The 12,964-nt window shown below is 65.3% G+C and carries 8 protein-coding genes; 2 read left to right on the plus strand and 6 right to left on the minus strand.

The genetic code is table 11. The features are described 5' to 3' along the window. The first annotated feature begins 433 nt into the window (after positions 1 to 433). Entirely contained in the window at positions 434 to 1,180 is a 747-nt protein-coding gene (pgl, locus tag KME82_RS13935; RefSeq protein WP_215494586.1) for a 6-phosphogluconolactonase, read from the plus strand. 179 nt (positions 1,181 to 1,359) lie between these two features. On the opposite strand, the gene KME82_RS13940 is transcribed toward pgl, so the two are convergent. Then, positions 1,360 to 4,524: a discoidin domain-containing protein gene (locus tag KME82_RS13940; protein WP_215499074.1), complete on the minus strand. Its 3,165-nt coding sequence runs from the start codon at positions 4,522 to 4,524 to the stop codon at positions 1,360 to 1,362. A 56-nt stretch (positions 4,525 to 4,580) separates the two neighbouring features. Here KME82_RS13940 and KME82_RS27120 point away from each other — a divergent pair, with 56 nt between their 5' ends. Further along, the gene (locus KME82_RS27120) at positions 4,581 to 4,841 is read left to right on the plus strand and encodes a hypothetical protein (RefSeq protein WP_430538725.1); all 261 of its coding nucleotides are present in this window, start codon (positions 4,581 to 4,583) and stop codon (positions 4,839 to 4,841) included. Here the strand turns inward: KME82_RS27120 and KME82_RS13945 are convergent. The 5 genes from KME82_RS13945 to KME82_RS13965 form a co-directional block, all read right to left on the minus strand. Beyond that, positions 4,831 to 5,667, minus strand: a complete 837-nt coding sequence (locus KME82_RS13945; protein WP_215494587.1) for a carbohydrate ABC transporter permease — start codon at positions 5,665 to 5,667, stop codon at positions 4,831 to 4,833. The two genes, KME82_RS27120 and KME82_RS13945, sit on opposite strands and share 11 nt — an antisense overlap. Next, on the minus strand, positions 5,664 to 6,542 hold the full coding sequence (locus KME82_RS13950) for a carbohydrate ABC transporter permease (RefSeq protein WP_215494588.1): 879 nt from the start codon (positions 6,540 to 6,542) through the stop codon (positions 5,664 to 5,666). Before KME82_RS13950 ends, KME82_RS13945 begins: the two co-directional genes overlap by 4 nt. Beyond that, the gene (locus tag KME82_RS13955; protein WP_215494589.1) at positions 6,539 to 7,813 is read right to left on the minus strand and encodes a sugar ABC transporter substrate-binding protein; all 1,275 of its coding nucleotides are present in this window, start codon (positions 7,811 to 7,813) and stop codon (positions 6,539 to 6,541) included. Before KME82_RS13955 ends, KME82_RS13950 begins: the two co-directional genes overlap by 4 nt. A gap of 214 nt (positions 7,814 to 8,027) precedes the next feature. After that, entirely contained in the window at positions 8,028 to 9,698 is a 1,671-nt protein-coding gene (locus KME82_RS13960; RefSeq protein WP_215494590.1) for a glucoamylase family protein, read from the minus strand. A 123-nt stretch (positions 9,699 to 9,821) separates the two neighbouring features. Further along, entirely contained in the window at positions 9,822 to 12,878 is a 3,057-nt protein-coding gene (locus KME82_RS13965) for a TonB-dependent receptor (RefSeq protein ID WP_215494591.1), read from the minus strand. Positions 12,879 to 12,964 lie beyond the last annotated feature (86 nt).

A 12,964-nucleotide genomic window follows, 5' to 3' on the forward strand; every position in this document is an offset into this window, starting at 1 on the left:
TCGGGGCTGAAGCCCCTCCCACAAAAGACCTCCAGCCTCGTCGCCGTCGGGCCGCAGGTATCGACTGGGCTTGTCGAAATCGCCTGAGTTTGTCGAATGAGATCTCCCGCACACAGCGCCGTGTCGCCACGAGGTGTTTTGTGGGAGGGGGCTTGAGCCCCGATGCTCTTCGCTCAGGTCGCGAAGCAACTGCCTTGTCTGAGACAAAGGCATCGGGGCTGAAGCCCCTCCCACAAAAGACCTCCAGCCTCGTCGCCGTCGGGTCGGATGAATCGCCTGGAGTTGTCGAATGAAATCTCCCGCACACGGCGCCGCACCACCGCGAGGTCTTTTGTGGGAGGGGCTTCAGCCCCGACGCTTTCCGCTCAGATCGCCAGACAACCACCCCAACCCGACGACACGGCCTTAAACAACGCCATGCGACGATGCGCGGATGCTCGACGACTCCGCCCCCGTCCCGCACGATCCCGCCCAGCCGCAGGCCGCGCCGTATCGCTGGCATGAGCATCGCAGCGTCGACACCTGGACCTGGGCCAGCGCGGTGGCCATCGCGGCCGAACTGCGGCGCGATCTCGCGCGGCGTTCGCGCGCCCGCCTGCTGCTGTCGGGCGGCACCACCCCGGCGCCGGTCTACCGCGCGCTGTCGCGCGCGCCGCTGGAGTGGGCGCGGGTCGATATCGCCCTGGTCGACGAACGCTGGCTGCTGCCCGACGATCGCGACAGCAACGCCTGGCTGGTCCGCCAGCACCTGCTGCGCCACAACGCCGCCGCGGCGCGTTTCGAATCCCTGACCGCGCCGGGCCGTAGCCTCGAGGAAGCGGTCGCCTTCGCCAATGCGCACGCGCGCCAGAGCGCCAGCGCGGCGGTGCTGGGCATGGGCGAGGACGGCCACACCGCGTCGCTGTTTCCCGGCCTGCCGGGCCTGGATCGCATGCTGGCGTCGAAACAGCCCTACATCGCCGTCGACGCCACCACCGCGGCCGGCGCCCGGCAATGGAGCAAGCGCATCAGCCTGACGCCCGCCGGCCTGGCCTATGCGCAGTCACGATTCCTGCTGATCCGGGGCAAGGCCAAGCGCGAGGTGTTCCGTCAGGCCATCGCCGGCGGCGACGTACGCCGCTGGCCGGTGTTGATCGGGATGGACGGCGACATCGGACTGGATGTGCATTGGTGCGAGTGATGCGACAAGGCCGCCTGGGTCGGCCGACGCCCTGAAATTTCACAGTGTTTCGCGAGGAAGCCCCGCTTTCGCGGCGATAACGACGAACAAAACCCCCTCCCGCTTGCCGATACCCCCTCCCCCGCTTGCGGCGACCGAAGGAAGTGCAGAGCTGAGAGCGGAAGGGGTGAGGGCCCGCCCTACTCCATCTCCACCACCACTCGCGCCGGCACCCGCTCGATCTTCAACTCGCCATCCACCCACGCACGCTCGCCCCCATCGACCCGGGTCCTGCCCGGTGCGCGATCGAACGGCCACTTCACCATCACCCCGCCCGGCGGCGGTTGCAGACCGGGCAACAGCTCCAGCGACACGCGCTTGCCCTCGCGCTTGAATCGATAGCCCAGCGCGCCGTACGGCGTGCGCAAGGCCTCGACCGACACGCCCTCGCCGTCCAGCCACGCCGCCGGCACGCCGGCCGCGATCACCAGCGACTGATCGACATCGCGGGTGTAGGCGAACATGTCCAGCGCCGAGCGCACATAGTCCGACTCGACCCAGGCATGCGGCAGATCGCCGACGAAGAACGGCTTACGCGGCGTGCGCGAGACCACCTCGGCCCACTGGTTCCAGCCGCGCGGCTGCTGATCCTTGAAGAAGAAGTCCAGCGCCTCGTGGGCGCGATCGCGCCAGCCCAAGCGGACGAAACTGCCGATCGTGCGCAACTCGTACGGCGTGTAGTCCTTCCACTCACGGCGCCCGTCGCGGCGATCGACGAATTCCTTCCAGTAGCGCTCGAAGGTGTTGTTCAACAAGGTCGGCGGCAGCAAGCCCTGCTCGCCGCCGGGCGCGAGCGCGATCGTGGTCGAGGTCGCATCGAAATCGCCGAGCTCGGCCGCGCCGGGGATGTAGTCGATACCGTGCTGCTGCGTCGCCGATGCGATCGAACGGTACAGATCGTCGCGGAACTGATCGCGCGAGGCGGTGTAGGCCTCGGCCGCCTCGTCCTCACCCAACCACGTTGCGATCTCGACTGCGTCCTTGTAACCGCGCAAAGCCCAGAAATTGTCCCAGTACGAATGCATCGGCTTGGCCGAATACCCTTCGTGGCTGATCGAGGCCGGCATCATGCCGTAGAACGCCGGATTCAAGGCGCGATTGGCGTCGGTGCGCTCGCTCAGCCGCAGTTCGTCCATGTAGCGCACCGCGCCTTGCACATGCGGCCACATCGCCTTGAGCAGTTCGCGATCGCGGGTGTAGCGATAGACCTCGGCGACGGTGAAGATCAATTCGCCGTGGCTGTCGTTCTCGGGCACCGGGTCGCTGCCGCGGTCGTCGACGCAGCACGGCACCTTGCCGTTTTCGAACTGATACGGCGCGTACCAGCGCAGGAAATCCTCGGCCACGTCCTCGCGGCCCATGCGCAGCAGGCCCTCGCCGATCATCGCGCCGTCGCGGATCCACGCGCGCGCATACGAGCGCGTGCCCGGTTGCAGACGCGGGCCTTCGCGGCTGATCAGCATATGCGCCAGCCCGGTGCGCAAGGTGTCGACCACGTGCTGGCCGGCCGCCGGCACGCGCAGCTTCACCCGGTCGAGTTTGTCGCGCCACATCTGCGCGGTCGCCGCCTGCCACTTGATCGCGTCCTCCGGCTCGAAGCTCGGCAGCGACGCGCCCGGGTCCTGCGGCATGAAGATGAACACCTCGCGGCTTTCGCCCGCGGCCAGACGCATCGGATACAACATCGCACCCGACGCCAGGCCATCGGGATCGACCACCTGGGTCGCGGCGGACGCGATCGGCCCCGAACGCAGGCGCCCGACCACGTCCCCGCTTTGCAAGCTCGACACCAACGCGCCCGCCACCGGCGTCAGCGACTGCACGCCGGGATTGCCGTTGACGGTGGCCAGGCCATTGCCGATGCCATCGCCGGTCTGGTCGGCGACGTCGATACGCAACTGACGAATGCGGCTGACCCCGCCGGTGGCGCTCAGGAACTGGGTCGGCGGATTGACCTGGAACGGCCGCACCGCCAGCGCCAAGGTCAGCGCTCGCGCCTGCTTGCCGGTGTTCTGCACGCGGTAGCGCGCGACGATCTGCTCGCGCCCTTCGAATTCGGGCGAGAACGCGGTGACGGTCAACTGCAGATCCCCGGCATCCCAATGCACGCTCGGGATCGGCAGATAGCCGTCCTGCAAGCTCTGGGTGATCGCCACGTCGGCCCAGGTCTTGAGTTCGCGTCCGGACGCGTCTTCAAGCAACAGCAACGGCTCGACGCTGAAACCCGCCTTGTAGACCTCGATCGCGCCGTCCTCGCCGATCAATCCCTGTTGCAGGCCGCCGTCGGTGCCGACGATGGTCCAGTACGGTTGCTCGCCGCTGAAACCGCGCGGATAGTCGCCGCGCGGCGCGCGCTTGGCCAGTTCCTTGACGAAATCGTTGGGCGTGGCCGCGAACGCGAGCGGCTGCACGCTCAACTCAGCCAGGCCGAAACCCAGGCCGAGGCCGCGGATCGGCACCACGCGCAGATAGCGCGCCTGCGCCTCGGGCAAGGCGATCAGATCGGTGCCGCCATCGCCGTGATCGACATGCCCGGCGTTCTCGCGCCAACGCTTGCCGTCGTCGGACAGATCGATGCGGTAGTCGGACGCGAACTCGTCGTCGGCCCATCGCAGCACCACACCGCCGAACTCGCGCACACGGCCGAGGTCGAGCGTCAGCGACGGCTCCGGATCGGTTTCGAAACCCGCGCGCCAGGCGGTGGCCGGATCGCCGTCGATCGCGTAGTCCGCGCGGCTGCCTTCGGCGGTGGTGGTGGCGACGACCTTTCCGGTCAACGGCGAGCCGTCGTCCTTGGCGAGCGGCTGGAAGGTCAATTGATCGAAGCACACCGAGCCCTTGCCGCCGGCGCTGTTGTAGACGGTGAACTCGAGCTTGGCGCTCTTGCGCAGCACCGGATCGGGCGCCGGGCCCCAGGCGCGGCTGATATGCCGCTGCTTGTAGACCACCGGCGTCCATTGCTTCGGATATTCGTACTTGGGCCGATTCACCCACCACACATTGTCGCCGCTGGCGTCGACCAGCTTGAACTGCAGATCGTTGGCCGGCGAATCGCCGCGCAACTGGAACGCGAACTGGTAATTGTCCGGATACTCCAGCGGCAATTCGCGCTGCAGGCCGGCGTAACCGGACACGCCGTTGAAGTCGTAGTCCAGGCACAGCGCGCGGCCCTGGCTGCCGTCGACCGGGCGCAGGCTCGCGGTGACCTGGTTGGAGGTCACCACCGTCCAGGGCTTGGCGGATTCGAAGTCGTCGAGCACACGAGGCTTCTGCGCGAACGCACTTGCACTGCCAAGCGCAAGCAGCGGCAACACAAACGACGCTAGCGCCGAAGTCTTTTGTGGGAGGGCCTTCAGGCCCGATGCTCTCCTCTCAGATCGCCGCGGATCGAACTTCGTCGCAAAGAGCCCGGCAAAAGGCGATGCGATCCCAGACAAGAGCGTCGGGGCTGAAGCCCCTCCCACAAAAGACCTTGCAGCGTCATGCTGCGCCAATCCAGCCAACGCAGCGGCTTGACCCAGTACCGCGACCATCCGCGCCACGACCGAAGAGTAGCGTTCCGACATCGAGTTCACTCACCTTGTTCGCGCCGCATCATCGCGGCAGACGGTTCAACCCTTGACGCTGCCGACCAGCAGGCCCTGCAGGTAGTGGCGTTGCAGCACCAGGAACAGCAACAGCACCGGCACCACGGTGACCACCGAGCCGGCCATCATCATCTCGTTGTCCTGCACGTGCTCGCGCGACAGCGACGCCAACGCGACCGGCAAGGTCTGCAGGTTCTCGTCGCTGAGCACGATGAGCGGCCACATGAAATCGTTCCAGGCGCCGAGGAAACTGAAGATCGCCAGGGTCACCAGGATCGGCCGCAACGCCGGCAGCACGATCTGGAAGAAGATGCGCAACTCGCCCGCGCCGTCGATGCGCGGCGCTTCCAGCAATTCGTCGGGAATCGAACGCGCGTACTGGCGCACCAGGAAAATGCCGAAGATGCCGGCCATGCCCGGCACCACCGCGCCGGCATAGCTGTTGATCAGGCCCATCTGCTTGAGCATCAGGAACAGCGGCATCATCGACACCTGCGCCGGAATCACCAGCGCCGCGAGCAACACCCGGAACACCCGCTCGCGCTCGCCGAAGTCGAGCTTGGCGAAGGCGTAACCGGCCAGGGTGTTGAGCAGCACCGCGATGATCGTGACCAGGGTCGAGATCAGGAAGCTGTTGAACAGGTAGCGCCCCATGCCCATGCGCGCGAACAACTCGTGGTAGTTGTGCAAGGTCGGGCTGGACGACCACAGCGGCGGCGGGAACGCGCTGGCCTCGCCGGGCTGCATCAGCGACACCGCGAACATCCACAGCAGCGGCGCCAGGCTCAGCGCGGCCAGGCCGACCAGCAGGCCGTTGACGATCGCCTTCGCCAGCCACGCCGGCATCCCGTCGCGATTCATTCGACCCCCTTGCGGCGCGCGATCCACATCAGGCCGCTGGTCGCCACGGTCATCAACACGAACAACAGGAACGCCACCGCCGAGGCGTTGCCGAGGTTCCACCACTTGAAGCCTTCCTCGTACATCAGGTACAACACGCTGACTGTGCTCTGCAGCGGCCCGCCCTGGGTGATGACATAGGGTTCGGCGAACAGCTGGAAATACCCGGCCAGGGTCAGGATGCTGACCATCAACAGCACCGGCCCGAGGATCGGCAAGGTGATGTAGCGGAACTGCTTGCCATGACTGGCGCCGTCGATGCGCGCGGCTTCGTACAGGTCTTCCGGGATCGCCTGCAAGCCGGCCAGGAAGATGATCATGTTGTAGCCGAAGTTCTTCCACACCGCGAACAGGATGATGCTCGGCATCGCCCAATGCGGGTCGCCGAGCCAGTCGATGGGATCGATCCCGGCCCACGACAAGGCCCAGTTCACCAGTCCATAGCGGGTATGGAACAGATAGCGCCAGATCACCGCGACCGCGACCACCGTGGTCACCACCGGCGCGAAGAACGCGGTGCGGAAGAACGGCTTGAAGTAGCCGAGCTTGGAATGCAGCAGCAAGGCCGCGCCCAGCGACACGCCGATCGACAGCGGCACGCCGACCACGACGAAATACATCGTGTTGCCCAATGCGCGCCAGAACAGCGGGTTGTTGAGCAGATTGATGTAGTTGTCGAAGGCGACGAAACGCAGGTTGTCGATATGCGCCAAGGCGTAGATGTCGAAGTCGGTCAGGCTCAGCGCCAGCGCGGCCAGCACTGGCAGGCCGAAGAACAAACCGATCACGGTCAATGCGGGCGCGGCGAACACCCAGCCGGCGGTGGACGGTTTCATCCGCCCTCCTTGTTGCCCGCGACCGGCGCTTGCGTCGGCTTGAGGGTCTGGTGATCGAGCATCCAGCGGCGCTTTTCGAGAATGCGGTCGGCGCGGCGATCGAGCTCTTCGGCCGCCTGATCCACGCTCACCCGCCCGTTGGCCAATTGTTCGCCGACCAGTTTGATCTCGGTCGCGATGCGCTCCCACTCGGGCACTTTCGGCGCCGGCCGCGCGCGTTCGAGCTGATCGCGGAACGCGCGCGCATACACGTCGTCGGCCAGGGCGGGCGTGGTCCAGGCCGCGCGCCGCGGCGGCAGGTTGCCGGTCAGGCCGTGGAAACGCACCTGCACCTCGGGTTCGGACAGATACGAGATCAGTTTCCAGGCCGCGTCCTGGCGCTTGGAACTGCGGAACAGCACGAAGCTCGCGCCGCCCGCGACCGAGGCGCCCAGGCCATGTTCGCCCGGCAGCGGCATGGTCATCCACGAGGCCTGCTGGTCCGGCGGCAGGCGCTTCTTGAATTCGGCGATGTTCCAGGGGCCGTTGACGTAGAAGCTGAAATAGCCGCGGCCGAATTCGTTCCACACATTGGCGATCTGGGTGTTGCTGGCCAGCGGCGCCCACTGGTTGTCGAAGATTTCGCGATAGAACGTCAGCGCGCGCTTGAACCCGGGGCTGCGGAAATTGCCGTAGCGTCCGTCGTCGCGCAGCAGCGGATCGGGCGACTGGATGCCCAGGTTCAACAGCGGCTCGGCTTCGTTGAGCGGCAGCAGCGCGGCATAGCGGTCAGGACCGACTTCGCGCTTGATCGCCGCCATCGCGACCTTCCACTCGTCCCAGCTCTGCGGCGGCCGGGCGATGCCGGCCTGCTTGAGCAGGTCCTGGCGATAGAACGGCAGGCGCGTTTCCACGTACCACGGCACCGCGTACACGGTGCCGCCGATCACGCCGGTGTCCCAGGCGCCGGCGAAATAATCGCGACTCTGCAAACCCGGCGTCTTGGTCAGACGCGCATCCAGCGGGATCAAGGCATCAAGCAAAGCGAACTCGGACACCCAGGTATTGCCGATCGCGCACACATCCGGCAAGGCATCGCCGGCGAACGCGGTCAGCAGCTTCTCGTGCGCGGCGGTGATCGGCAGTTGCTGCACTTCCACCCGGATGCCGGGATTGCGCCGCTCGAACTCCGGAATCAGCTGAGTGACGACTTCGCCCTCGTAGCCCATCGCCCAGAACCGCACCAGTTCGCGCCCGTCGTCGCGATGCGAGCAACTGCCGAGCAACGCCATCGCGCACACCGCAACCGAACCACGTAACCACCCGCGACCCGCGCCACCACCACGCCCACCGCGAACCAGTTCCCCCCTTTGCAAAAGGGGGGCCAGGGGGGATTTGCTTTTAGCAACAACCGTGCGAGAACCTGCCACCGTCAAACGCCGCCTGAGCGACTCCCACAGCGTCCGCACCCGCTTGAACGCATAAGCCGCCGCCACGCTCACGCCGTCATTCCGGCTTCGGCGCATTCTGCTTCGCCGGCGCATTGGTGCGTCCGGAGCGCGACTCGGCTTCGCCCAGCGCGCGCGCCGTGGCCGGGTCCATGGTGCCGGCCGGCTTGACCTCCGCCTTGGCCTCGCCCTCGCCCGCCTTCTTGTCCTTGCCGTCCTTTGCATCCTTGCCCTGCGCATCCACCGGCGTCAGCCAGCCGCCCTTGAATCCCGCGCGCTCCAGGCCGCTGCGGATATAGGGATTGCGCTTCATCACGTTCCAGACGAACTCGTTGCGATAGTTGCTGATCATCGCCAGGATCGGGCCCTGATCGATGCCGATGTAGTCGCTGGCGACCCAGCCGTGATCGGGCACCAGGCGTCCGGTCTTCAACGGAATGTCGTAGTTGAAACTGGGATTGAACGAATCCAGGAAACCGTAGCTGGAATAGATGTACTCGCCGTAGCGCTCGTGCATCGCCACGGTCGTCGGAATCACGATTTCCGGCGCGAACGGCAAGGACGCGATCGCCGCGGTCGGGGCGATGGTGCCGTCGTCGAAATTCTCGCGCAGACCGGCGCCGCGCGCCGAATAGTGGCGGAACTGGCGCTGCTCGCCGCGGTAGGTCTGCAAGGTCTGCTGCGGCCCGTCGCTCGCGGTCAGGCCCCACAGCTCCGGGCCGTAGCCTTCCCACTTCATCGGGTTGGCGATCGCGTACGCGCGCTGCGCGTATGCGGCGCGGCGGCTGTTCTCGAAATAATCGATGCCGCGTTCGCGGATGTATTCGTCCTGGATGCCGCGGAAATCGATCCAGACATGGCTGTACTGATGGCCGAACAAGGGACCGAAGGCGAGGAATTCTTCGCCCTGGTACACGCCCCACACGTCGTTGTAGGTACGCGTCCACACCGTCCACGCCTCCGGCTCGACCGGATGCGACGGCGAGCCCAGCGCCAGCACGTACAGCAGCATGGCCTCGTTGTAACCCATCCAGTCGTGCTTGATGAAACCGCTCTCGGGGAACCAGCCCATCGAGATCAGCGGCTTGTTCTGCTGCAACCAGGTCCAATCCACGCGCTTGTACAACGTGTCGGCGATGTCGCGGATTTCCTTCTCGCGCGGGTCGTCGCGGTCGTAATACGACTGGGTGAACAGCACGCCCATCATCAACAGGCCGGTGTCCACGCTCGACAGCTCGACCCAGCTGTTGAAGCGCTCGCCCTTCTGCATGTCGAGGAAGTGATAGTAAAAGCCCTTGTACGCGCCCTTGCCGGTCGGCTGCGGGCCGCTGGGCAGGTCGCGCAGGAACTTCAGGGTGGTCAAGGTGCGGTCGACCGCCTGGGTGCGATTGACCCAGCCGCGCTCAATCCCGATCGGGTACGCGGTCAGCGCGAAGCCGATCGAGGCGATGCTCGCGAACGGACGCGACGGATAGCGGTCGGGGGTCAGGCCGTTTTGTTCGTTGGTGGTGTCCCAGAAAAACTGGAACGTGCGTTTTTCGATATCGCGGAACAACGGCGGCAGCTCCAGCCGTTCCTGCTTGAGCGGTTCGATCACCACCGGCTCCGGACTGACGATGGGCTGGGTCTGCGATTGCGTCTCGGGTTTCTTGCATGCGGACAAGGCGAGCAGCAACGTGCTCAGAACAGCGAATGAGACTGCACGTGTTGTCGGCTTGGCGCGTTGCATGAAACTCGAAACCCCTGTGTTGTGGGTGGAACGAAATGCGGGTGACGCTGTATGTGACCAGCAACGCCGCCGGTGTTTCTTTGCCGATGCCGGCCATCCGCGCGCGGATGGCCGGCATGCGGGTTACCAGTTGAAGCCCATCGACAGCTTGAACATGCGGGTCGGCAGGATGATGCCGTCCTGGTGATCGCCGAAATTGGCGTTCGGCGCGTTCAAACGGCCGGCGAAGGTGTCGTACTGGTTGTAGTTGCGCGCGTTGGTAACGTTGAGCACGTCGCCGCGGATGCGGAACTTGATGCCGGCGCCGGTATCGAACTCCTTGGTCACCGCCAGATCGAGCTGCTTGAAGCCGATGGTCTTGTCGGGCTTGAACTGATCGGTGAAGCAGAAGTTGTCGTTGGGCCCGGACTGCGAGCAGTTGACGAAGTAGTAACCGGTCGGGCTTGCCAGGGTCATCTTGCCGGAGAAAGTCAGGCCCCAGGGACCATCGTAGATACCGGTTGCGACCAGCCGATTACGCGGCACGCCCTTGGCATCGTGCCAGCCGAACCCGGACAGATTCGGATGATCGAGCGAGAACGACTCGCCGTTCTCGCGGTTTTCCTCGGCATCGGTGAAGGTGTACGCGAGCGTCACGCCCCAGCCCGATTCGCGCGTGTACGGCTTGTCGATCTTGACCAGCAACGAGTTGGCGCGGGTTTCGATGCCGTTGACGCCCAGGATCAGCGCGCGGCCGAATCCGGGAATGCCGGCGCCGAATGGCGCGCCCCACACCGCATCGGGCGCCGGATAGAACGAGCCGTCCGGATTGCGATTTCCCAGCAGGAACGCGAAACCGTCCTTGCTGACGATGCGCGACACGCCGATGTCGGTCTGCCATTCGGTCTCGCCGATCATCACCGCGTTGCGCATGCCGATGCTGTACTGATCGGAGTACGGCGTCTTGAGATCGTTGTTGAGCAGGAACACTTCGCGGCCGGTGTTCGGATTGGCCGCGACCAAGGCTTCCAGCGCCTCGCGGCTCAGCAGGCCGGGATTGAAGGCCAGGCAGTCGCCGACGCCCGGCGTGCAGGCATGACCGGGCTGATTGAACCGGAACGAATAGGTCGGGAACGTGCCCTTGGTGGTTTCCAGCTGCAGATTGTTGAAGATGTTGCGGTCGTAGGCGCGACCGGCGCCGCCATAGATCACATGCCGCTGATCGGCGTTGAGATCGTAGGAGAAGCCCAGGCGCGGCTGGAACGCGTCCTTGAAGTTGCTGCGTTCGCGGCCCGTGCTCAGGTAATCGTTCAGATCGATGCCGCCGCGGGCCAGGGTCTGGCGATAGGTCTGTCCGGACGGTGCGCGCGGGTCCTGGCTGTTGAGCGCGTTGACCACGTCGTTCGGGGTGCGGTAATCGGTGTACGTGTCGCTGGTCTCGTAGTCCCAACGCACGCCGAGGTTCAAGGTCAGCTTGTCGTTGACCTCCCAGTCGTCCTGGATGTAGATGCCGAACTGCTTGTTGTTCGACTTGACGCTGCCGTCGGCGATCCCCGGAAGACCGGCGCCGAAGCGCACCAGGTAGGGCGAAGCCAGATCGCCGTTGATGTCGTAGAAGAACTGCGGGTTGAACGGAATCTGCTCGGTCGCGCTGATGTCGATCGACTTGTACTTGATGCCGGTCTTGATGGTGTGGCTGCCGTGCCACTGCAAATCGGTGAAGGTCAGGTCGTCCTGGAACGAATACCCCTTCTGCGCCTTGTCCTGGAAATTCTCGCCGGGCCCGGCGTTGAGCACGCGCTTGTCGCCGGTCGAGTTGATGTCGGCACGGGTCAGCACATAGCCGTTACCGAACGAATTGGCGCGCGGGTTGTAGCTGCCGTCTTCGTAGGTGATATGGGCATCGTTGAGCCAGCCGTTGCCGGTGTACTGGTAACGCAGGTCCAGACGCTTGTCGCTGTTGTCCTTAGCGGTGCCGAACGGAACGGTGCTGATGCCGTCCACGCCGGTGATTTCGGTTTCGTCGCGGTACTTGCCGGTCAATTCGAAATAATGGTTTTCGCCGAGGGTGAGGTCGACCTTGCCGAAATACAGGTCTTCCTTGAACGGCGCGTTGACGCCGCCGACCAGCGACTGGAACTGCGCCGGCAACTGCGCGGCGGTCACGCCCTCGCCCGGCTTGATCGTGAACGGCGTGTTGTATTCCTTCGCCTCATAGGCGACGAAGAAATGCATCTTGTCCTGGATGATCGGGCCGCCGAAGGAGATGCCGTACTGCTCTTCCTTCGAATCGGTCTTCCTGCCGGCCTTGTCTTCGGCCGGGGTCGGCGAACGCCACTTCTCGGAGGTGTGATCCCAGAAGAAATCACCATGGAATTCGTTGGTGCCCGAACGGGTCACCGCGGTGATCGCGGCGCTGCTGAGCTGGTCGAACTCGGCCTTGTAGTTCGAGGTGATGACCTTGTACTCGCCGATCGCCGACTGCGGGAACGGATTGCCGCGGGTGTCGTCCTGACCGCCGACGCCGCCGGGCAGCACATAGTTCTTCTGGCCCACGCCGTCGATGTAGACGTTGACGCCGTTGGAGCTCTGCGCGCCGCTACGGATCGAGGTCGAGCCGTTGCCCGATTGCACGAACTGCACGCCCGGCACGGTATCGGCGAAGGCGAGGAAGTTGCGCGTGCCCTGCGGCAGCGATTCGATCTGCTTGTTCGATATGTAGGTGGCGTTCTCAGAGGTGCGCACTTCGGCCAGCGCCGAGGACGTCACCGTGACCTTGTCCAGATCCGTCGCCTCCCCCGCCGGCGCGGTCTCGGCGACGCCGCCGGTCGACAGGTTCAAGGTCGCCGACTGGCCGACCGCGACGGTCACGTTGCGGGTATTGCTCTGCCCGTCGGCATTGACGTCGATGCGGTAGGTACCCGGCGGCAGGCCGGCCAGGGTGTAGTTGCCATCGGCGGTGGTCTGCACTTTGCGGACCAGGCCGCTGGCGGTGTTGGTGGCGGTCACGCTGGCATTGGCGGCGGGACCGGCGTTGCCGCTGATCGTGCCACGGATGGTCGCGGCGGTGCTCTGCGCCAGGGCGACCGGCGCGGCCATCGCCAGGCAACTGGCGAGCGCGCAGGCCAGCAGGTTGCGGCCGGTGTCGAAGCGGAAGCCGGATCTGGGGCGGTGCGGGGTTTGCGGATTGGTCTGATTCATGAGCGTTCCTCCCTCCAAGGAGCACGTACAACAAGGTTGCGTGGTGGTGCGGCTGTTCTGGTGTAATCGCTTACACGCGCGACCAA

It is taken from the genome of Lysobacter capsici (assembly GCF_018732085.1).
Lineage (GTDB): Bacteria > Pseudomonadota > Gammaproteobacteria > Xanthomonadales > Xanthomonadaceae > Lysobacter > Lysobacter capsici_A.

What these genes read in the sequence shown, in the direction of transcription:
- pgl (WP_215494586.1), top strand. Translation starts at nt 434, where the DNA reads ATGCTCGACGACTCCGCCCCCGTCCCGCACGATCCCGCCCAGCCGCAG.
- KME82_RS27120 (WP_430538725.1), top strand. Translation starts at nt 4,581, where the DNA reads ATGCTCTCCTCTCAGATCGCCGCGGATCGAACTTCGTCGCAAAGAGCC.
- KME82_RS13945 (WP_215494587.1), bottom strand. Translation starts at nt 5,667, where the DNA reads ATGAATCGCGACGGGATGCCGGCGTGGCTGGCGAAGGCGATCGTCAAC.
- KME82_RS13950 (WP_215494588.1), bottom strand. Translation starts at nt 6,542, where the DNA reads ATGAAACCGTCCACCGCCGGCTGGGTGTTCGCCGCGCCCGCATTGACC.
- KME82_RS13955 (WP_215494589.1), bottom strand. Translation starts at nt 7,813, where the DNA reads ATGGCGTTGCTCGGCAGTTGCTCGCATCGCGACGACGGGCGCGAACTG.
- KME82_RS13960 (WP_215494590.1), bottom strand. Translation starts at nt 9,698, where the DNA reads ATGCAACGCGCCAAGCCGACAACACGTGCAGTCTCATTCGCTGTTCTG.
- KME82_RS13965 (WP_215494591.1), bottom strand. Translation starts at nt 12,878, where the DNA reads ATGAATCAGACCAATCCGCAAACCCCGCACCGCCCCAGATCCGGCTTC.